The 19,965-nt window shown below is 75.2% G+C and carries 21 protein-coding genes and 2 pseudogenes; 9 read left to right on the forward strand and 14 right to left on the reverse strand.

Annotated features, from left to right (window positions below; translation table 11 throughout):
• Positions 1–822 precede the first annotated feature (822 nt).
• From SK069_RS10860 to SK069_RS20280, 9 genes and pseudogenes are all read right to left on the reverse strand, one after another.
• Positions 823–1,617, reverse strand: a complete 795-nt coding sequence (locus SK069_RS10860) for a helix-hairpin-helix domain-containing protein (protein WP_319954248.1) — start codon at positions 1,615–1,617, stop codon at positions 823–825.
• A gap of 347 nt (positions 1,618–1,964) precedes the next feature.
• Complete coding sequence (locus tag SK069_RS10865; RefSeq protein WP_319954249.1) at positions 1,965–2,117, reverse strand: hypothetical protein; 153 nt, start codon at positions 2,115–2,117, stop codon at positions 1,965–1,967.
• A gap of 297 nt (positions 2,118–2,414) precedes the next feature.
• Positions 2,415–2,810, reverse strand: a complete 396-nt coding sequence (locus SK069_RS10870; protein WP_319954250.1) for a hypothetical protein — start codon at positions 2,808–2,810, stop codon at positions 2,415–2,417.
• A 4-nt stretch (positions 2,811–2,814) separates the two neighbouring features.
• On the reverse strand, positions 2,815–3,363 hold the full coding sequence (locus tag SK069_RS10875) for a hypothetical protein (RefSeq protein WP_319954251.1): 549 nt from the start codon (positions 3,361–3,363) through the stop codon (positions 2,815–2,817).
• Between the two features lie 472 nt (positions 3,364–3,835).
• Positions 3,836–4,411, reverse strand: coding sequence for a hypothetical protein (locus SK069_RS10880; RefSeq protein ID WP_319954252.1), 576 nt, complete (start codon positions 4,409–4,411; stop codon positions 3,836–3,838).
• The gene (locus SK069_RS10885) at positions 4,411–4,812 is read right to left on the reverse strand and encodes a hypothetical protein (RefSeq protein ID WP_319954253.1); all 402 of its coding nucleotides are present in this window, start codon (positions 4,810–4,812) and stop codon (positions 4,411–4,413) included. Before SK069_RS10885 ends, SK069_RS10880 begins: the two co-directional genes overlap by 1 nt.
• Positions 4,813–5,009: 197 nt before the next feature.
• Entirely contained in the window at positions 5,010–6,233 is a 1,224-nt protein-coding gene (locus SK069_RS10890) for a glycoside hydrolase family 3 N-terminal domain-containing protein (protein WP_319954254.1), read from the reverse strand.
• Positions 6,227–6,769 carry a hypothetical protein gene (locus SK069_RS10895; protein WP_319954255.1) on the reverse strand — a complete coding sequence of 181 codons (543 nt, stop codon included), beginning with the start codon at positions 6,767–6,769 and terminating at the stop codon, positions 6,227–6,229. Before SK069_RS10895 ends, SK069_RS10890 begins: the two co-directional genes overlap by 7 nt.
• Positions 6,770–7,048: 279 nt before the next feature.
• Positions 7,049–7,147: pseudogene (locus SK069_RS20280) on the reverse strand (zinc-ribbon domain-containing protein); the annotation flags it as partial.
• 135 nt (positions 7,148–7,282) lie between these two features.
• On the opposite strand from SK069_RS20280, the pseudogene SK069_RS20285 reads away from it, so the two are divergent.
• From SK069_RS20285 to SK069_RS10920, 6 genes and pseudogenes are all read left to right on the forward strand, one after another.
• Positions 7,283–7,354: pseudogene (locus tag SK069_RS20285) on the forward strand (zinc-ribbon domain-containing protein); the annotation flags it as partial.
• Between the two features lie 303 nt (positions 7,355–7,657).
• Positions 7,658–8,077, forward strand: coding sequence for a hypothetical protein (locus SK069_RS10900; protein ID WP_319954256.1), 420 nt, complete (start codon positions 7,658–7,660; stop codon positions 8,075–8,077).
• A 107-nt stretch (positions 8,078–8,184) separates the two neighbouring features.
• Positions 8,185–9,027 (forward strand): hypothetical protein, encoded by an 843-nt coding sequence (locus SK069_RS10905; protein WP_319954257.1) that lies wholly within the window; start codon positions 8,185–8,187, stop codon positions 9,025–9,027.
• A gap of 452 nt (positions 9,028–9,479) precedes the next feature.
• Complete coding sequence (locus SK069_RS10910; protein WP_319954258.1) at positions 9,480–9,848, forward strand: hypothetical protein; 369 nt, start codon at positions 9,480–9,482, stop codon at positions 9,846–9,848.
• Positions 9,849–9,970: 122 nt separating this feature from the next.
• Positions 9,971–10,759: a hypothetical protein gene (locus SK069_RS10915; protein ID WP_319954259.1), complete on the forward strand. Its 789-nt coding sequence runs from the start codon at positions 9,971–9,973 to the stop codon at positions 10,757–10,759.
• 78 nt (positions 10,760–10,837) lie between these two features.
• Positions 10,838–11,809 carry a hypothetical protein gene (locus SK069_RS10920; protein WP_319954260.1) on the forward strand — a complete coding sequence of 324 codons (972 nt, stop codon included), beginning with the start codon at positions 10,838–10,840 and terminating at the stop codon, positions 11,807–11,809.
• Positions 11,810–11,852: 43 nt separating this feature from the next.
• Here the strand turns inward: SK069_RS10920 and SK069_RS10925 are convergent, their stop codons facing one another.
• Positions 11,853–12,227 (reverse strand): hypothetical protein, encoded by a 375-nt coding sequence (locus SK069_RS10925; RefSeq protein ID WP_319954261.1) that lies wholly within the window; start codon positions 12,225–12,227, stop codon positions 11,853–11,855.
• 8 nt (positions 12,228–12,235) lie between these two features.
• Positions 12,236–13,759 carry an SGNH/GDSL hydrolase family protein gene (locus tag SK069_RS10930; protein ID WP_319954262.1) on the reverse strand — a complete coding sequence of 508 codons (1,524 nt, stop codon included), beginning with the start codon at positions 13,757–13,759 and terminating at the stop codon, positions 12,236–12,238.
• Positions 13,760–13,914: 155 nt separating this feature from the next.
• Here SK069_RS10930 and SK069_RS10935 point away from each other — a divergent pair, with 155 nt between their 5' ends.
• A complete protein-coding gene (locus SK069_RS10935; protein ID WP_319954263.1) occupies positions 13,915–15,306 on the forward strand; it encodes an MBOAT family O-acyltransferase in 1,392 nt (463 codons plus the stop codon).
• Between the two features lie 19 nt (positions 15,307–15,325).
• On the forward strand, positions 15,326–16,366 hold the full coding sequence (locus SK069_RS10940; RefSeq protein WP_319954264.1) for a DUF459 domain-containing protein: 1,041 nt from the start codon (positions 15,326–15,328) through the stop codon (positions 16,364–16,366).
• A gap of 215 nt (positions 16,367–16,581) precedes the next feature.
• On the opposite strand, the gene SK069_RS10945 is transcribed toward SK069_RS10940, so the two are convergent.
• The gene (locus SK069_RS10945; protein ID WP_319954265.1) at positions 16,582–17,061 is read right to left on the reverse strand and encodes a hypothetical protein; all 480 of its coding nucleotides are present in this window, start codon (positions 17,059–17,061) and stop codon (positions 16,582–16,584) included.
• Between the two features lie 165 nt (positions 17,062–17,226).
• Here SK069_RS10945 and SK069_RS10950 point away from each other — a divergent pair, with 165 nt between their 5' ends.
• Positions 17,227–19,275 (forward strand): RecQ family ATP-dependent DNA helicase, encoded by a 2,049-nt coding sequence (locus SK069_RS10950; RefSeq protein WP_319954266.1) that lies wholly within the window; start codon positions 17,227–17,229, stop codon positions 19,273–19,275.
• Positions 19,276–19,334: 59 nt separating this feature from the next.
• Here SK069_RS10950 and SK069_RS10955 read toward each other — a convergent pair whose 3' ends face one another.
• Positions 19,335–19,715 carry a type II toxin-antitoxin system VapC family toxin gene (locus SK069_RS10955; protein WP_319954267.1) on the reverse strand — a complete coding sequence of 127 codons (381 nt, stop codon included), beginning with the start codon at positions 19,713–19,715 and terminating at the stop codon, positions 19,335–19,337.
• On the reverse strand, positions 19,712–19,954 hold the full coding sequence (locus SK069_RS10960) for a type II toxin-antitoxin system Phd/YefM family antitoxin (RefSeq protein ID WP_319954268.1): 243 nt from the start codon (positions 19,952–19,954) through the stop codon (positions 19,712–19,714). Before SK069_RS10960 ends, SK069_RS10955 begins: the two co-directional genes overlap by 4 nt.
• Positions 19,955–19,965: the final 11 nt, after the last annotated feature.

The raw sequence follows: 19,965 nt of genomic DNA on the forward strand, positions 1-19,965 counted from the left end.
GCAGGTGACCCTTGCGGAGAACCGGCCCTGGTAGGTCTTGCCGCGGCTCATTCGCCTTCAACGTCCGGGCGGCGTACGACGACGCCGCCGGCTCGGGTTCCCGGACCGTTCGGCCCTACAGCCCGACGACCGGGACGACCTACACCATGCGCTGCAGCGGACGTCCGGTGACGATCTGCCGCGGAGGCGACAGGGCGCGGTGTACCTCCGGTGACCAGGCGACGCATCGCCGCCCTCGTTGCGGTCGCCGCGGGGGATGCGGATTCGGGTTGCGGGGAGGGCGCGTTGACCGCGCCGGCGGCGATCCGTCCGGGGACGGTGCCGCCTTGGGCCGCCGAGCGTGGGAGCACCCCACGCGGAAGGCGGAGCGGACCCTCGCGGAGTGGCCGATCCCCCGCCTGCAGCTCGGGAAGCCGGCGTCGAAACCATCACGATCCCGACGGCATCAGGAAGAGCAAGCCGCCGGAACGCGGCGAGGTCGCGCAGGACCGCCGCTTGGCCGCCGCTCTGGTTCTGCACCAGGACGCGGCCCGTCGTGGCGTAGGCGCGGCTCTGCGGCCAGTACAGCTCGACGACGCGCTCGGCGAGCTCGCGGACCGGCATCCGGCCGTCCCCGAGGTGCTCCGGTGCGCGGTCGAGCATCGCGACCGGCAGCGCGGACTTGTACGTCGAGGACGTCGCGGCGTCGTCCAACAGGGCGAGGATCTGCTCGCCGATCACCAACGGCTCACCGGTCACGGGCGCAAGCGTCCCTCGTTCGGTACGTCGTTCCCCGGAGAGAGGCCGTCCCGGCGTCTCGAGGCGCCGCGCTCTCGCCGCCGTTCACGGGCGCGACGGGGGGCCGAGGAGAGTCCGACGCACGTGGGCGCGGTCCACGCCGACGTCGCGGGCGATCGTGGCGACACGCTCGCCACGCCGCCGCCGCGCGCGGAAGTCCCGCTCGTCGTCTCGCGGACCCACGGGCACGGGGACCGGGCGGGTCGCCGGGAGCTCCACGCCATGGCGGAGCAGGGCGGCCTCGATCGCGTCGACACGACGAGGGCCGAGGCCGTGGATCTCCTCGAGCTGCGCTCGGGACGCTCGTGCGACGTCCTCGAGCGTCGTCATGTGGTGCCTGCGGAGCACTCGAGCGACCGCCGGGGAAAGCGCCTTGCCGACCCCGACCCTGCCGAGGAACGGATCCCGGGGAACGTCCGGCGTCGGGCGGGGCACCGCGCGCGGGGAGGCCGGGAGGCCGGCACGGACGTGGACGAGGTGGGCCGGAGCGTGTCGCATCGCCGCGCGGCGCGTCCCGGGGAGCCGGTCCAGCGTCATCCGCTGGAGGTCGGCGATCGACCCGACGGCGCTCAGCACGTCGCGGAGCGGCACGCCGACCAACAGCGCGCGGGCGCGGAGATCAGGCTGCACGCGTTGGAGGACCCGGGCGATGCGGCGCAGGTCGTGGTCGTCCGGCTCGTACGTCGCCACCCACACCCAGAGGTTTTCGCCATCGGGCCGAGCGAACCACTCGCCCACCGAATTTCCGAAACCCTCCTGTGCTCGGCAGGTCAGTGCTGCGGCGCCGTGAGGGTAGTTGTAGAGATGTGCCCGGCCGGGCTGGGGAAGGTCGTCGAACATGGAGGTGCTCCTCGTCGAAAGGTCGCTCTGCACCGTCGATTCTGGACTTTTCGGAGCGAGAGTCAAGTTAGCGCGGGACTCGATCCCAGTGGTTGCTCTAACTTGACACGGCTCTCGGATCGGTGGTGATTCGGGGGCCGTGTTCTACCTCGAATACGGACCGTTGACCGCCGAAGGAGGTTGGGCCGATGTGCGGCGTAGGCAAACGTTCGAGTTGGCGGATATCAGCGACTTCGGATCGGTCGATGCGGACCGATCGGGGCGGGTCGACCGTCTGACGACCGGACGCGGATGCCGAGGAAGCTCCGCCGAGGGCGGGCCGCTCTTCGAACTCCGACGCGGTGCCGTCACGACAGGCGCCGCGCCCAGAACGCCGTCTGCTTCGCGACCTCCTCCGGCGTCTTCGTCGGGCGGTCCGAGCGTCCGCGCCGTCGCCGCTCTCGGTGCAGGTCGTCGAGGGCGGCCAGCAGCAGGAGCGGGACGAGGAGCGCCCCTCCCACCCGCCGGGGCAGCGAGCGCTTCGGAGCGGGCGGGAACGGAGGCGGCTGAGGGTCGTCGTGCGGCACGAGCTTCGGCACAGCATCCCGCCCGGCCCCGCGAAGGTCGAGGCTTCGCGGAGCCGGAGGATCAGGGGCGCCGCGGGAGCAGTCGGACTCAGGACGGCGGATCTGACAGCCGCCGGTGCACCGACTTCGCGCCGGATCCGCCGCACCGCGACGGCCAGCAGGACGATCGGGGCGGCGACGATCCGCAGCAGCCGCCGGAGTCCCATCGTCGCCCTCCTGGCCCCCGCAGGTTCACGGCGTGGCCGGTCGGGTCAGGACGAGGGGCGATGGCTCCGGTGCCCCGTCGTCACCGCCGAGCAGGACGGTGATCCCGACGAGGGCCGACCCGAGCAGCGCCACGACGATGAGCGCCGCGACGACCCAGGTCGTCTCGCTCGTGGCCCGCGTCGTCCCGGTCCGTGTCGCAGGGGGCGGCCCCGGCGCCGGCAGCTCGGTCCAGACGCCGGGCGGCAGCGACGCGGGCGGGGACGGGGTCGGTGACCCCGCCGGGGCGGCCGCCGCGCCTTGCGCGCGCAGGTCCGCCCGCAGCAGCCGCGTGCCGCACACCCCGCAGAACCGGTCCGACGCGCCACGGATCGCCGTGGCGCACGTCGGGCACTGCCGGGTCGGGTCGACGGGGGTCGCCATGGACTCAGACGCAGCGCGGCTGGATCTGCTGGACCGTCCGGTCGATCCGCGCGCCGATGACGCTGAACGCCTCCTTCGGCCCCCATGCGTGCAACGCGTAGCGGTTGTCGCAGAGGTCGAAGACGTAGAGGACGTTCCGGGCGCCGGCGGCCTCCCAGATGGCGAGCCGCGCGGTGCGCTTGTTCGGGAAGGTCACCTCGCGGTCCACCTCGGGCTTCGTCCCCGATGCCACGGCCTGCAGCGTCGCGTCCTGGGCCGCCTCGATCGTGCGATCGCGCTTCGCCTCGAGCCTGCCGAGGACGAGCTTGAGGTTCGTGTCGACCGAGCTCTCGAGCGCGAAGCGCTCCGTCACCTGCAGACCGCCGCTCGGCGAGAAGGGCTTCCACCCGGCCGGCAGCATCACGTCGTAGCTGCGCTGCCGGGCCGCCGCGTAGAGCGGCCGGGAGGCGAGCGCGGTGTCCTCGGCGGAGAACGGCGTCTCGGCCTTCGCGGGTTCGTCCTCACCACCGGCGACGACGAGCAGCAGCGCGACGACGAGGGCGATCAGCAGCACGATGGCGCCCGCCGACAGCAGGATCGACCGGCGCGCCGATATCGCGGCACCGGCCGGGGGCGGTGGACTCGTCGGCGCCGGCCCGGTGCGGTAGCCGGCGGCGGGCGCGGAGCCGTCGCCGCCGGGGACCGACGCACCGTTGCCGCCGCCCCCCGGTCCGGGGGTCCCCGCGGCTGACGGAGCACCGGCCGCGGGAGTCGCCGCGCCGCCCGGTGGTGGCGGATCGGCGGTGGCGCCGCCCGCCGCAGCAGCGGCGGGGCCCGCGTCGGCGGGTGCCGTGGCGGTGTCGGGTGTGTCCGGGCCGCCGGCCGGTGAGGCGGAGGCGCTCGCGGACGGGGCGTCCGACGGCAGCGATGCTCCGCAGGCGGCGCAGAATCGTCCGGCGCGAACCTCGGTGGCGCAGGACGGGCAGGTCACGGTCTTCTCGGAAGTCATGGTGTGTCTCGTGGTGCGGAGTGGTGGGAGCCGGCGGTCACAGCGCCGCCAGCAGGAAGGACGCGGTGGTGCCGATCGCCGCGCCGAGGATCAGGAGGAGCCCGACGGCGAGCGCCGGGACCCCGGGCCGCGTCGGGCGCAGGTAACGGCGCTCGATCGGGCCTTCGTGGACGCAGACGAGGCGCTGCCCGTCGCTCAGGTACATCGCGCCGCGCAGGGTGCGCGAGTCGATCAGCAGCAGCAGCTGCTGGCCGGACGCGAACCAGGTGCGGTGGTTGTGCTCGTCGGCGGGCAGGAGCGCGGTGCCGTACCCGGGGCGCGACAGGTACCAGCCGACGACCTCGAGTCCGGCGAACCGGCGCTGCGCCTTCCGCCGGACCGCCGCCCAGATGTCGTGTCCGAACATCGCCGCCTGTCCGAGCTGGGTGCCCTCGGCGGCTTCGACCATCCCCCCGATGGACGAGATCGCGCCGTCGGCGTCCCGGTCGCCGACGAGCACGCCGGCGACCTCGCGGTCCGGGGCCGCCAGCGCCACGGCCGACAGCTGGCGCAGCATCTCCCGGCCCCAGTCGGGGGATCCGAGCGCGACGTCGTGGGCGGCGCCCCGCGCCATCAGCAGTAGAACGTGTCCGAGAGGCAGAGTCCGGTGTCGAACCCGCTGCTCCAGCCCTCCTGGAGCCCGGCGGCCCGTCCGGCGACCTCGCCCTCGGCGCGGCCCGCGGCCCGCCCGGCGGCCTCGCCCTCGGCACGGCCTTCTGCGCGGCCCTCGGATCGTCCCTGGCGCAGGCCGTCGGCCCGCCCGTCGCGCCGTGCCCTGGTCTCCGCCCGCCGGACGATCCGGTCGCGCTGGGCGATCATCTCGGTCCGCTGCTTGTTCAGCTCCTGGTCGAGGGTCACCTGGTCGGCCTGCACCTGCTGGTTGAGGCGCTGCTGGACGTCGCCGTTGGACATCCGCGACCCGCGTCCGATGAAGAACCCGCCGAGCAGGGTCAGGACGACGAGCGCCGCGGTCACGGCCGTCAGGGCTATCCAGAAGCCCGACGACCGGCCTCCGCCCGGAGGCGTGGCGGGCGGCGGCAGCTGTGGCGGGTACCCGGGCGGGGCCAGGTAGTGCCCGCCGTAAGGGGCCGGTGATGGACCGGCCGGTCCGGGCGGCGGGAGCTGTGGGGCGTGGTAGGGGTAGTTCGGATCGTTCATGGTCGGGCTCCGGGTCAGAGGCGCTCGCGGAACGCCCGCGCGCGGGTCGAGGAACGGTTCACGTGCGACGGCCGTAGCCGGCCGCGGCGGATCGCGTCGGCGAGCTGCTCGCGCAGCCGGGCCGCGTCGCCGGGCAGCGTCGTCAGGACGAAGGTCGCGCCGGCGCGGACGGCCTTCCACGCCGCATCGGGGCGGCCGCGGAGGGCACCGGCGTCGAGCGCGTCGGTGATCGTCACCGGGCGGGGGTTGCCGGTGGTCTCGCGCAGCAGGCGGTAGGTGCGCGAGGAGAGCACCGCCGGCTCCGGGCCGGTGAGGCCCGGGTACCGGGCGCTCGAGGGCATGACGAGCGTCCGCGGCTCGCCGGCGCAGCGGGTGTAGGGCGCCAGGTCCGCGCGGAGGACCGCCGTCGCGACGGAGACCGTCACGTCGGCGGCATCGGTGGAGGTCGCGCCGGCGCGGCCGAGACCGGGGAAGTGCTTCAGCGTCGGGCGCACGCCCGTCGACGAGAGCCCGGCGGCGAACGCACAGGCCGCCACGGCGGTGGTGGCCGGGGCGTCGGCGAACGTCCGCTCGCGCAGGAACGACGACTTCGGGCCGCTGTCGGCGACGGGCGCGAGGTCGACGTTGATCCCGACGCGGAAGAGATCCCCGCCGGTCCGCTGCCCCTCGGCGTAGGCGTCCCGGGCCCCGATGCGGCGGGCGGAGCGCTCCGGGGCGGCGAACCGCAGCCGGCGCACCTCGCCGCCCTCCTGGTCCACCGCGATGACCGGCGTCGGTCGTCCTCCGGCCTCCGCGGCGGCGCGCACCGCGTCGGTGAGCCTGCGGACCTGGCCGGCGTCCGTGATGTTCCGGCCCATGAGGATGACGCCGCCGAGCGCTCCCGAGCGGAGCTGGCGCGCGGTCGCCGGCGGCAGGGTCGTCCCCGAGAAGCCCGTCACGACGAGGGCCCCCGACCGGCGGATCGCGCTCGCGCGGCGCCGGGACTCGGTCCGGCGGGCCGCCTCCTCGCGGGCCGCCCGCTCGGCCTCACGGTCCGCGCTCGTGACGACGGCGGGGGTCGATGCCGACGGAGGCAGGGCCCGCGGGCCGTTGGCCGCGGCGGGTGCCGGCACGGGCGCGTCGTCATCGAGCGCGTCGTCGAACACCGGCTTGGTGACCGGGAGCGCGACCGCCGCCCCGACGGCGACGACGGCGATCCCGCGCACCGGTCCCACCCGGCGGAGCTGGTCGCTCAGCATGCCGACCGCGTCAGGGTCGAGCGATCGATCCGCCAGACGCCTCCGACGCGGACCATGTCGTAGCTCCCACTCCAGCGGTAGCAGCCGGAGTTCGCCACCGTGCGCATCGAGAGCACCGGCACGGACGCGCGGGTCGAGGAGCGGATGTCCGGGGTGCCGAGCGTCAGCGACGCGCTCGAGAGGGCATCCGCCCGGTGCTCGGCGACCCACCGGGGCATGCTCGTCTGCAGGTTCGGACCGAGCAGCGCGTAGGCCTCCTCGTAGCGACCGGCCTCGATCATCGACCAGTGCCGGCGGATCGCGCCCCGCACGCGGGAGGTGGCGGAGCCCCGCGACGAGATCGCGTTCCCACCCGACCCGGCGCTCGCCTGCCGGGTGGTCGTCCCGCGGCGGAACGAGCTGGTGGCCGCCCGCTCGGCCAGTGCGGCCTGCTCGATCACGGTGGTGACCGTCGCGGAGGCGGCGGTCGTCGTCCGCAGCGCGGCCGCCTCCGGTGCTCCGTCGTCGTCGCCGGCGAGCAGCAGGACGCCGACCACGGCGGCGACGACCAGGAAGGCCGTCCCACCGACTGCTGCCGGGACGAGCAGGCCCGGGCGGCGCGGCGCCCCGGGCGCGGGTGGGACCGGCCACGGCGGGCCGTAGGCCTGCGGTCCGTATCCCGGTTGGGGCGGAGGTGGGCCGGCGGGCGGAGGCGGCACGGGCGCCGGCCCGCGGCCGGGATCGGGCGGCGTGGCGGCGGACGCCGGTGGCACGGCGGCCTGTGGCGTCGTGGGCTGCTCGGACGGCGCTGGCCCGTCCGGAGCTGATCGCAGCCGCGCACCGCACGCTGTGCAGAACCGCTCGTCGTCGGCGGCATCGCTGCCGCACGTCGGGCATATCGCCATCGCTCCGTCTTTCCTCGGCCTGCCGTCCATGCTCGTCGCGAACGAGGTCGTACGTCAAGCCGACGTTCTGACGGACGTGCCCGGGGAGCGGCGACGGCGGCGGCCCGGAGATGGTTCCCGCAGGTCGGGACCCCGGCGCTAGCATCGCGCCGAGGAGAGGAGAGGATGCCGAAGGTCTTCTGCACGGAGTGCGGGGAACGTCAGGACGAGGACGCTCGGTTCTGTCACGGCTGCGGTGCGGCCGTCGACGATCGATCAGCGGACGACGGCCGTGTCATCGACCCGCCCGGCCCGGCGGCGGACGTCGATCCACCGACGCTGGTGCTGGACCGCGACGGTGTCGCGGCCGCTGCGGCTCCGCCGCCGGCTGCTCCGGTGGGTGCGGCCACTCCGCCGCGGACGCCGACGCCGACGGCGCCGGCATCTGCCGGATGGTCCGGTCCGGTGGTTCCGCCGGGCGGGCCGCCACCGACGTTCCCACCGGGCTACGCCTACGGAGCCGGTCCGCCCGCACCTCGTGGCTTGCCGTCCTGGGTCCCTGTGCTGGCCGGTACGGCGGTCTTCGTCGTCGTCGTCGCGGTGGTCCTGACCCTCGTGCTCGTCGCCGGCGGAGAGGACGAGATCCCGGAGGTCGCGGCCGTCACCGCGCCCGTGACCACCACTGCGGCGACGGCCACGGCCACCACGGTCATCCGCGAGACTCCGGCGTCCTCGGCCGCCCGTCGAACACGCGTCCCCAGCGCCGCCACGCGCTGCGGGTCCGGGCTCTTCGTCAACTCCGTGACCACGTGCTCGTTCGCCTTCAACGTCCAGGCGGCGTACGACGACGCCGCCGGCTCGGGTTCCCGGACCGTGCGGGCCTACAGCCCGACGACCGGGACGACCTACACCATGCGCTGCAGCGGACGTCCGGTGACGATCTGCCGCGGAGGCGACCGGGCCGCGGTGTACCTCCGGTGACCGGACGACGCATCGCCGCCCTCGTCGCGGTCGCCGCGGCGGGCGGTGGATTCGGATGCGGCGGGGAGGGTGCGCTGACCGCGCCGGCGGCGATCCGTCCGGGGACGGTGCCGCCTTCGGCCGCCGAGCCCGCGGCTCCGGTCCAGGCCGGGACCCGGACCGTCGAGGCGCAGCCGCCGGCGGAGAAGCAGCGCGCTCCCGTCGCGCGAAGGCTGCTCGGCGCCGCGGATCGTGCGGCGTTCGAGGCCCTGACCACCCGGCTCGGCGGGCGGGTCGGCCTGGCGCTCGCGCCCCTGCGGGACCCGGACACCGTGCAGGTCGTCGGCCGTCTGCGGACGGGGGTGGCGTGGTCGACCTCGAAGGTGCCCGTCGCGGTCGCGGCGGTCGAGGCGGGCACCGCGCCGGCCGCATCACTGCGCGCCGCGATCACCGCGTCCGACAACGTCGCGGCGACGCGGCTGTGGGCGTCGCTGGGGACCGCGACCGCCGCGGCGTCCGCGGCGACCGAGGTGCTTCGCGCGGGCGGCGACGCGACGACGCAGATCGAGTCGCGGACGCTCCGTCCCGGGTTCACGCCGTTCGGGCAGACCACATGGCGCCTGGCCGACCAGGTCCGGTACGCGGCGCGCCTCTCTTGCACCCCGGCAGGCCGCCGCGTCCGGACCCTCATGGGCCAGGTCGTCGCCGGCCAGCGGTGGGGGATCGCCGGCCTTCCCGGAGCCCGGGTCAAGGGCGGCTGGGGCCCGGGGGTCTCGGCGGGCAGGGCCGGCGGGTATCTCGTCCGGCAGTTCGGGACCGTCCGCCACCGCGGCGGGACCGTCGTGGTCGCGGTCGCTGCGACCGCCGCCGACCTCGGGGGCGGCGTGCGGAAGCTCGACGCGATCGCCGACTGGGTCTCGGCACGGGCCGGCGCCCCGGGAGCGGAGGGCCGCGATGCGGCTGACCGCTGAGCCACGCCTGGCGGCGGGGGGCGACGCTGCTGTGACGTGTCGCCGGTGGTCGTGCGGCGCGGGGGTCCGCCGGGAGAACGGCTCGCTGCCGTTCGACCGGGGCCGCGGACGACCACCCGACGGGGTCGGCGGAGGCGAACGGCCGTGACCGGGCACCGCGCCTCGCGGCGACGTCCTGGGCCTCCCCAGGCGGTGCGGGCGGGCGGACTCCCGAAGCCACGGGTGCGGCGCGCCCGGTTCCCGCGCGTCCGGTACCCGCAACCGCCGCGTTCGCGAGGCCGGCGGATGTTCGCGGGCGTCGGGCACCGGGGCACGGGCGGCGGGCGCGTCCCGGATGGCGCGCCGGGTCTGCCCTCCGTGCCCGCCGCGGGTGTCAGGGAGGTGCGGCGTGCGGCGACCCGTTCAAACGACGGGCCGCACGAGGCGGTCCGCGACGAGCTCAGGAGCTCCTCATGGTCCGCACCATCCGCCGCGTCCTCGCCACGACGATCGCGATCCTCGCGTTCGCGTCGTTCGGCGCGCCCGCGAACGCCTCCGCGGCGTGCTCGATCGGCGGCTCGGGCGTCACGTACAACCGCAACGGCGTCGCTGCGGTGTTCAAGAACCTCCAGCCGTTGCGGGGCATGAACTGCCCGAGCGCCCGGTACGTCATGAACAAGTGGCTGCGCCGGGCGTACGCCCGCAGCCGCAGCAGCCGCCTGCCCTCGCGGTTCTACGACGGTTACGTGACCTGGTACTGCGGCAAGACGTCACGCCTCCGCTGGCGCTGCAACGAGTACACGACCAGCACGGCCTTCACGTTCACCGCGTACCGGCCATGAGACGGCTCGCAACGCGGGTGGGTGGATCCCGCCCGGGCCGAGCGGCCCCGATCGCGCTCGCGATCCTGGTCGCGTGGCTCGTCGCAGCTCCGGTTGCCGCCGGAGCCCCGCGGACGTCGATCGTGACGACGCAGACCGGGACGCTCGTCCGCTCGGATCTCATCCCCTGCGAGCCGCGGACCATCACGGTCCGGCTCGACCCGACGGTCGCTGTGCGGCGTTTGCGTCCAGCCGCCGGGCAGACGCTCGGAGAGGAGGGGATCGGTCCTGCCCGGCCGCGGCCGGGGTCGACGACCGCATGGCGGGTCGCTGAGGCACACGTCGCCGACGGCACCGCGACCTGGCGGCTCGAGCCGGTTCAGCCCGGGTGTGACGCGATGCGGGAAGGGGCGTACGGCTGGTACCTCGAGGCGCTGTGGGATGCCCGCCGCTACCGGCTCCGCGTGGGTGCCGCCGGCCTGACCGAGCTGGCCGGGATGCGGCTGTCAGCACGCCGGGTCACGCGGTACCCGTTCGTCCGGCGCGCGCTCGGCAAGCCGTCGTCCCTCCGGGTCGGGCGTCGTGTGGGATGCACCGCGACCTGGAACCGGATCGGTCTGCGGATCGAGTTCGCGAACTTCGGCGGGGGTGTCCAGCGGGGCTGCCGATTCGGGTATCCGCAGTCGGCGGTGGTGACCAAGCCGTCGCTCTGGGCCGTCCAGGCGAGCGGCGCTCCCGCGATCCTCTCGACGACTTCGATCCGGGGACTGCGAGATGCGGTGAGGGTCACGCCCAGCAGAGGGCGTTGGCGCCTCGCCGCCGCCTACTCGCCGATCTTCCAGAGCTTCATCGACATCGTTTCGGGTCGCGCGCGGAGCGTCGACGCTCCGTTCGACCGGTTCGACGTCTGGATCGGCCACGCCGGGGAGTGAGGCCTCCGCGATCCCGCGTCGCGCGGAACGGCGACGGGGAGGCGTCAGGATCGCGGGCCTCGGCGCGACCTCCGCGACATGACCGCTCCGGTTCTCGCCCTCGACGCCGTCCCGCTCGGACGCGGATGTCGGGTCTCGTTCCAACGCACGCTGCGGGTCCCCGACGACGGTGGCGACTTCCCACTGCCGCCGTCGCTGGGGTCGTTGCCGGTGTACGCGGCTCCGGACGGCCGCTACGTGGCGCCGCTGCACGCGTACGAGGCGCTGTGGCTGAGCTTCGAGGTGCGCTCCGGACCGCCGCGGGCGTTGAAGGTCGGGCTCGGGTCCGTCGACGCGGTGACGGGCGAGCGCTTCGAGGCGGGGCGTCTGTCGGCGGCGCCGCAGGACTACCTCGTGCTGCCGGAGCAGCCCTGGCTGGACGGCATCAACGCGGGTGACGGGTGGGTGCGGCAGTTCGTCGCCGTGCCGCTCGGAACGGCCACGTCGATCGAGGCGCAGCTCCACCCCGAGGAGCCGGAGTCGGGCGGTCTGCGGCTCGCGCTGTTCGATCCGCTCCCCGGTCGGCTCGAGGACGTGGACCGCATGCCCGTCCTCGACGCCGGGGACATCCTGTGCCTCCAGGACTGCTCGTCGGTCGGGCTCGGCGCCGGTGGGCGGATCCGTCAGGAGGTGTTCGACGACCCGTTCGGCGTCTCGACGTGGCAGGCCGCGCCGGCGGTGACGGCGGAGGTCGATCTCGTCGACGCCGATGCGTTCGCGGCGCTGACGGGGGTCGCGGTGCCCCGCGTCGACCTCGATGCGGCCGGCTACACGGCCGCCGGCGGTGCCTGGTTCGAGCTCGCCCGCCCCGGCGGCGAGCGGCTGGCGGCCACCGAGCGCCTCAGGCAGGTCCGCAGCGTCGGCGAGCTCGGGCTCGTCGACGACGCGGCGCTGCCGATCCCGGCCGGCCAGGTTCGGCGACTGCTCGCTCTCGGAGCGGCGTTCCGTGAGCACGAGCGGGGTGCGGAGGCCCTTGCTACGCGAGACCACCGAGACCCTGGTCGCACGTGACCGCGCCGCGTCGCGTCGCCGTCGCCGACCGGACGCCGGTCGTCTACACGAACTCGGAGTACGTGTGCACCACGCGCGCCTTGCCGCGCGTGCAGGTGACCTTCGCCGAGAACTGGCCCTGGTAGGTCTTGCCGCGCTTCTCGGTGCAGCGGTAGCTGCGGACCTTCTTCGTGCAGCGGCCGGTCTTCGAGCCACGGCAGGCGTGGAAGGCCTTCACGACCTTCTTCGCGGTCGCGCAGCTCGTGCCGGACTGCTGGATCGACGTGACGTAGGACGGGCCGAAGCTGCGGCCGACCTTCGCCGAGTACGTGCAGTTCGCGGCGGACGCGGGCGTGGCGCCGACGGCGGTCAGGCCGAGGCCTCCCGCGACGAGGGCGGCACCGGTCAGGAGGCGGCGGGCGGGGACGGAGAGCGACATGGTGGTCCTCAATGGTCGGGTCCACGGAGGTCGTGGACGCTGGGCGGTCGGGGTGCGGGGATCGGCTGCCAGGCCGGCGGGTCGGCCGGCGCGGGCTGCGCGGCCGGGAGGAAGCGTCCGAGGGCGCGGGCCAGGCCCGCGGCCCCGGACGGGGTCAGGTGGATGCCGTCGGGCTGGAACCAGCCGGCGCGACCACGTGTGTCGCGCTGCCAGTCGACGAGCCGCACCCGGTCCGGGTGTCGCTTCGCGAAGGCCCGCATCGCGCGGCCCGAGCCGGTGTCGGCGCCGCCCGCCGCGCGCGGCGTCAGCAGGCCGAGCGTCCGGCGCGTGCCGAGCAACGACAGCGCGCGGCGCAGGTGCGTCGGGCCGACCGAGCCGTTCGTGCCGAGCTGGATCACGACGAGCTGCGGCAGGGTCCCGGCGCGCGCGTGACCGCGGATCACCGACAGGCCCTCGCCGATCTGACGACAGCCGTGCGCGTTCACCGCGTACCCGGCCCGCGCGGCCTGCGGCATCGCCCCGAGCAGCACCGAGTCGCCGATCACCAGCGGCGCGCGGCCGGGCACCCGCCGACGGGTCGGCGGCCGCGTCTGGGTTCCGCCGCAGCCGACCTTCGTGAGGGTGCTCGAGGTGGCTGGCGGCGGCACGACGCGCGGGCGACGATCGGCGCTCGCGTCCGACGTGGTTTCGTCGACCGTTCGCACCCGGTCCGCGCTTCTGGCGCCGCCGGACCGCGCCGGGGAGGACGCTCGACCCCGCCGGTCGCGCGGACCGGACGCCGCCGTATCGCGGCGCCGGCGCGCAGCAGCAGCAGGACGACGGACCGAGGCAGTCGCCCGCGGCGCGGCCGACCCCTCCGGATCCGGCGGCGCAGGGATCGGCACGAACGGCGCGATCGGCCGCTCCGGCGGCGCCGGCTGCGGGTAGTGACGCAGCATCGACCGCAGCAGCCGCGCGTACCCGGCGGCCCCGGCGGCCTGCAGGTGGATCCCGTCGGGCGCGAGCCAGCCGCCGCGCCCCGACGAGACCCGCGCCCAGTCGGCGGCCACGACGTTCCTCCAGCGCGCCGCCGCCTTCCGGTACGCCGCGGCGGTGCCGCGCGTCCACGGCACCGGGCCGCGCGGCGTCACCACCACCAGCACGCGGGCCGGGCCGATCATCCGGCGCAGCCGCGCGACGTCGGCGAAGGTCTGCGGGCCGTTCGTCCCGAGCGCCCAGACGACCATCCGGGGGAGCGTCCCGGCGTGCAGGCGCCGAGCGACCATCGCGAAGCCCGTCCCCTTCTGGCGGGCGCACTGCGCGTCGGCCTCGAACCCGGCACGCGAGACCTGGGGCATCGCTCCGGCGAGCACCGAGTCGCCGATGACGAACGGTGGGCGCTTGCCGCCGACGAGGTTCCGTGCCGCGTCGCGATGCAGGTGCGGGCCGCACGCCGCCTGCGCCGTCGGGGCGAGCAGGACGAGCGACGCGACGACGAGGGTGAGGAGGAGGGCGCCGAACGGCCCTCGTGGTCGGGTACCGGTGGGGCTCACCAGCCACCCTGATCCGAGGTCCCACCCACGCGCACGCCGGGCACTGTGACAGATCCGGGCGGGGCCGGCCAGGCATTTCGAACCCGCCGTCCGAGCCGCCGCACACGGCGTTATCGTGCCGCTCGCGCACGGACGTCGCCCCTGCGCCCGGCGCCGTGGTCTTCCCGACAGTCCAGTTCGCGATCTTCTTCCCGATCGTCCTCGGGATCTCGTGGCTGCTCATGGAGCGACCACGGCTGTGGAAGCCGTTCGTGCTGGGCGCCAGCTACGTCTTCTACGCTGCGGCGGACCCGAAGTTCTGCCTGCTGCTGGCGGGCGTCACGCTCGGCAATCAGCTCGCCGCGACGCTCATCGACCGGACCGCCGACGAGCGCCTGCGGACGCGGATCGTCACCGCCGCGGTCGTCTTCGACCTGCTCGTCCTCGGCGTCTTCAAGTACTACGGCTTCTTCACCGAGGACGTCGATCGGCTGCTCGACGGGATCGGCCTGGGCCTGCCGCTGCCGCTGCTCACGATCGCGCTGCCGGTCGGCCTGAGCTTCTTCACGTTCCAGGCGATCAGCTACGTCGTCGACGTCCGCCGCGGCCAGTGCGAGCGCGCGGCGACGATCGACGTCGCGCTCTACCTCTCGTTCTTCCCGCACCTCGTCGCGGGGCCGATCGTCCGCGCCCGCGAGTTCCTGCCGCAGCTCGCGACGCCGCGCCGGCGCGACCAGGTCGCCGTTGGGCCCGCGGTGGCGCTCATCTGCCTCGGCCTCGTGAAGAAGGTCGTGCTCGCCGACACGCTCGCGCGCGAGCTCGTCGACCCGGTCTTCGCGGTGCCGGAGGCCTACGGCACCCCGGACGTCCTGCTGGCCTCCTACGGCTACGCGGCGCAGATCTACTGCGACTTCTCCGGCTACACCGACATCGCGATCGGCGTCGCGCTGCTCATGGGGATCGTCTTCCCGCAGAACTTCGACAACCCGTACCGCTCGCGATCGCTGCAGGAGTTCTGGCGACGCTGGCACATGACGCTCTCGCGGTTCCTGCGCGACTTCCTCTACGTGCCGCTGGGCGGCAACCGCAAGGGCCGCTGGAAGACGTACCGCAACCTCTTCCTCACGATGCTCCTCGGCGGCCTCTGGCACGGCGCGGCCTGGGGGTTCGTCCTCTGGGGCGCCATCCACGGCGGCGCGCTCGTCGTCGAGCGGCTGCTGCGCGGCAAGGTCCGGATGCCCGGGTGGCTCGCGTGGGTCATCACCTTCCACGTCGTCGTCCTCGCCTGGATCCCGTTCCGGGCACCCGACCTCGACCTCGCCGCGACCGTCTTCGAGCGGCTCTTCGTCTGGGAGCCCGCGACGCTCTGGAGCGTCTCGGCGGTCTTCATCGTCGCGCTCGTCATCGGCTCGCAGCTCCTCCCGGAGCGGCCGATCGCCCGGCTGCGCGAGCGGTTCGAGCGCTGGCACCCCGTCGCGCTGGGCCTGACGCTCGCGCTCGTGGTCGCCACCGTCGGGGCGAGCGTGCCCTCGGACGCCGTCCCGACGTTCATCTACTTCGCCTTCTGACCGACCCGGAGCACGCCCGATGACGGACCAGGAACCGCGACACGACCCGATCACCAGCGAGAGCCGTCCCGGCGACGGCGACGCCCCCGCCGGCGTCCACGACCCGGCCCGCCAGTCGACGGCCCGGGGCGCGCTGATCGCGGTCCTCGTGGCGGTCGTCGCCCTGATCGCGTTCGAGGGCAAGGCCGTCGAGCGCGCGGGCGAGCGGCAGGAGGACGGCTGGCAGCGCGAGGTCCTGCTGGCGGTCGGCAAGCCGACGGGGTGGGTCGCCGACAAGTTGCCGTTCTCCGGCATCGGCGACCGCTTCAACGAGGTCGTGGGCGGCGGCACGGGCGGCACGGCGAGGACCGCCGCGCCGGTCGTCTCCGGCTCCGGAGCGATCACCCCGGACGCGATCGACCCAGCCGCCGTCGGCGAGACGCCTCGGCCGCCGCGCCCACTGCGCAACCTCCTCGTCACCGGCGACTCGATGGCCACCCCGCTGGACGCCGAGCTCGCGCGGACGTTCGCGGCGCGCGGGGTCGAGGTCACCCGCGACCCGCACATCGGCACGAGCATCTCGCAGCCGCAGATCGTCGACTGGCGCCAGCTCGCCGCGCAGCAGGCGGCCGAGAAGCCCGACGCGGTCGTCGTCTTCCTCGGCGCGAACGAGGGCTTCCCGCTGCCGCTCGGCCGGCGGACCGTCGAGTGCTGCGGCACCGCCTGGACGGCGGCGTACGCCCAGTCGGTGCGGACGATGATGGGCACCTACCGGCAGCGCGGCGACGTGCGGATCTACTGGCTGCTGCTGCCGTTCCCGCGCTCCGGCGAGCGCGCCGAGGTCGCCCGCGCCGTGAACGAGGGCATCCGCGTCGCTGCCCAGGCCTACCGCGCGCAGGTCCGGCTCGTCGACCTCGCGACGGTCTTCACCCCCGGCCGCCGCTTCCGCGACGCGATGGAGGTCGACGGGCGCGAGCGGATCGTCCGCGAGTCCGACGGGATCCACCTGAACGGCGAGGGCTCGAAGCTCGCCGCGAAGCTCGTGGCGCGGGAGATCGACCGCGCGTGGCCGCGTCGCTGACGTCGCCCGGTTCGCCTGCGCTCGGCCCGGCTCGCTCGCGTCGTGCGACGCCGGGATCCGGTGCGCCCGGTGCGCGGGTCCGACCGCGCGATCCCGGTTCGATCGACGGGCGTCGGCTGCCGGGATTCCGGTCGCGGCGAGTCGCGTCGTGGGCGGCCCGGACGCCGGTCGCGGCGACGCGGGTCGTCGCGGACGGACCGTCGGGGGCAGGCGCGTCAGCCGACGATGTCGATGAGCCAGCCGGCGCCGTCGCGCTGCAGCACGAGCCGGCCGACCCGCTTGGTCACCCGTCCGCGCGTGGTGACGATCGACCGCAGGCGGATCGCGACGCGGTCGGCGACCTGGCCCGTGGCGCCGGGCGTCAGCCCGAGCGGCTTCAACGAGACGAGCTGGTAGCGCGCTGAGCGCGCGACGCGGCTGCCGCGGGCGTCGGCGACGGCGCGATCCCACGTCGCTGCGCATGAGCGGGTCGACCTGCGCGCCTCGAGGAACCGCCGTTGCGCGTCCGCGGTCAGCCAGCGGCAGACCTTCGCGCCGGCGACGCCGTGGGTCGACGCCCGGCCGTACTTCTCGGCGAGCGCGCGGATCGCCTGCGCGTCCTTCGCCGGGATCGCGGGCGAGGACGTCGCGGGCGACGCCGTGGCGGGTGCCGCGAGCGATGCGGCGACGAGCACGAGACCGAAGGGGCGCGGCATGGGCGCGAGGATAGCCCGGCCACCGGTGGCCGACGTGCGCCGTACGCGGACCGGCGGCCGGGGATGGCGCCGGCACCGCGCCGGCGCGGGTCGGCGTCCCCGCGATTCGTGCCGCGACCGTGGCGGCAGCGACGACCGGCCGGGCCGCGGGCTACGGTGCTGGACGTGCACGACGTCCTCCACCGGCTCGCCGGCGTCCTGGCCGACCCCGGCGCGGAGACGGCGGCCGCGGAGCTCGACGCGGTGCGCGGGATCTGGCGCACGCTGGACCCGGAGGAGCGCGCCGCGGTGACGCCGCTGGCGCAGCTCGCGGCGCGGCGCGTGGCGGCCGCCGACCGCGGGCGCGCGCCGTCGCCCGGCGGATCCGCCTCCGATGCTCCTGCGGCCGGGCCGCCGGCCGTCGCCGCGCCGGCGGTCGAGGCGGCGCATCCCCAGCGCAGCGCGAGCCACGGCGACTCCCTCGCCGACGTCTCGCCCGAGTCGCTGCTGCCGCTGCTGGGCCTCAGCTCGTTCCGCCCCGGGCAGCGCGAGGCGGTGCAGGCGGCGCTCGACGGGCGCGATTCGCTCGTCGTCATGCCGACCGGCGGGGGCAAGAGCCTCTGCTACCAGCTGCCCGCGCTCGCCGGGGACGACCTGACCGTCGTCGTCTCGCCGCTGATCGCGCTCATGCGGGACCAGTGCGCGCGGCTCACCGACCTCGGGCATCCGGCGGTGATGCTCGCCTCGGGCGGCGACGGAGACGCGAATCGGCGCGCGCTCGACGAGATCCGGGACGGCACCGCGAAGGTCTGCTTCGCCGCGCCGGAGCGGTTCGCGTCGAGCACCTTCCGCGCGGCGATCCGGCAGCGGACGATCGCCCTGTTCGTCGTCGACGAGGCGCACTGCGTCAGCGAGTGGGGCCACGACTTCCGGCCCGACTACCTGCGGCTCGCCTCGGTCATCGACGAGCTCGGCCGGCCGCCGGTCATGGCCTGCACCGCCACCGCCACGCCGAAGGTCGCCGACGAGATCGTCGCCCGCCTGGGGCTGCGCGACGCCGAGCGGGTGCGCTCCGGCTTCGACCGGCCGAACCTCTCCTTCGACGTCCTGCCCTTCGACGGGCAGGGCTCCGTCGCCCGCAAGCGGGCGACGCTCGTGGCGGGCATCTCCGACCCGGCCAACCGGCCCGCCGTCGTCTACTGCGGCACGCGCAAGAGCACCGAGGAGGTCCGCGACCTGCTCGTCGAGGCCGGCATCAGCGCCGTCGGCTACCACGCCGGCATGGCCGCGGACGTGCGCACCGCCCGGCAGGACGCGTTCATGCGCGGCGACGCCGACGTCGTCGTCGCGACGAACGCCTTCGGCATGGGCGTCGACAAGGCCGACGTGCGGTCCGTCTGGCACTGGGGCCTGCCGAGCTCGCTCGAGGCCTACTACCAGGAGGCCGGCCGCGCCGGACGCGACGGGGCACTGGGCCGCGCGGTCCTGCTCGCCTCGCGCGCGGACCTCGGGCGACTCGTGCGGTTCATCCAGCAGGCCGAGGTCACCGTGGGGGAGGTCGGCGCGCTGATCGGCCGACTGCGCGCGCAGGCCGGTCCCGGCGGCGAAGTCGAGCTCGCCGGCGGGGGCGGCGGGAGCGACCGCGACCGCATCGCCCTGGCGATCGCCGAGCGGGCCGGCGCGATCGCGCTCGCGCCCGGCGAGGGCGGCCGCCTGCAGGTGCGGGTGCTGCCGGGCGAGGCCGACCACCGCCGGATCTCCGAGATGTGCCGCGCGGCGAAGGACCGCCGCTGGCAGGCGTACCGCTCGATCGAGCAGTACGCCTCGACCGAGAACGAGGTCTGCCGCCGGCGCCAGCTGCTCGACCACTTCGGCGACCCCGAGGAGGGCGCGCCGCTCGGCCGCTGCTGCGACGTCCACGACCCCGTCGACTGGCTGCCGCCGATCACCGTCAAGGGCGGGCGCTCGCGCTCCGCAGCCCCGGTCGAGGAGGAGGGACGGCCGGTCGGGGACGACGAGCTCGAGCCGCTGAAGGCCTGGCGCCGCGAGCGCGCCGACGGCAAGCCCGCCTACACCGTCGCCACCGACGCGGTCCTGCGCGAGATCGCCCGCCGCCGGCCAAAGCACGACGATGAGCTGCTGGCGATCAAGGGCATCGGCGCGTCGTTCGTCGCCAAGCACGGCGAGGCGCTGCTCGACCTGCTCGACGAGCTCCCGGTCGCCGCCGGCGACTGACGCCCGGGCCGTCCGCCGCCGGCTCCGCCGGACGGGCGCCAGCGGTGCGCGTCGGCTCGTCAGTCCACCGGGTCGAGCGTCGCGACGTCGTACGCCGCGATCCGCGCGTCGGCGGTGACGAGCGTGAGCCCCTCGGCCTGTGCCTGCGCGACGAGGAGCCGGTCGAACGGGTCCCGGTGCAGGACGGGCAGCGTCGCGACGCGGAGTCCGTGGTCGGCGGTCAGCGCGAGCGTGCGGAGCCCGCTCTGCTCGATCCGCTCGCGCAGGTCGGTCGGCACGCGCAGCTTGCCGACGGCGACCTTCACGCCGATCTCGGCGTACGAGACGACGCTGAAGCGCAGCTCGGAGGCCCCGGTGATCGCTTCGCGCGCTCGGGGTCCGATCGGCTGCGTCCCCGCCAGCTGCCAGAGCACGACGTGCGTGTCGAGCAGCAGCCTCACGCGTCGGCGAGCAGCTCGTCGAGCTCGTCCTCGGACAGCTCGAAGTCCTCACCGATCTCGATCGTCCCGGCGAGCGACCCGGCGGCCGCGAGGAACGACGCCCCCGGCGTGGTCGGCTCCACCCGGACGAGTCGCGCCACCGGCACGCCGTCGCGCGCGATCTCGACCTCCTCGCCGGCTTCGACCCGGGCCAGGAGCTTCGAGAGGTCGGTCTTCGCCTGCCCGACGTTCACGCGCACGCCACCGAGCG

The sequence above is a fragment of the Patulibacter brassicae genome, from assembly GCF_033949425.1.
Taxonomy (GTDB): domain Bacteria; phylum Actinomycetota; class Thermoleophilia; order Solirubrobacterales; family Solirubrobacteraceae; genus Patulibacter; species Patulibacter brassicae.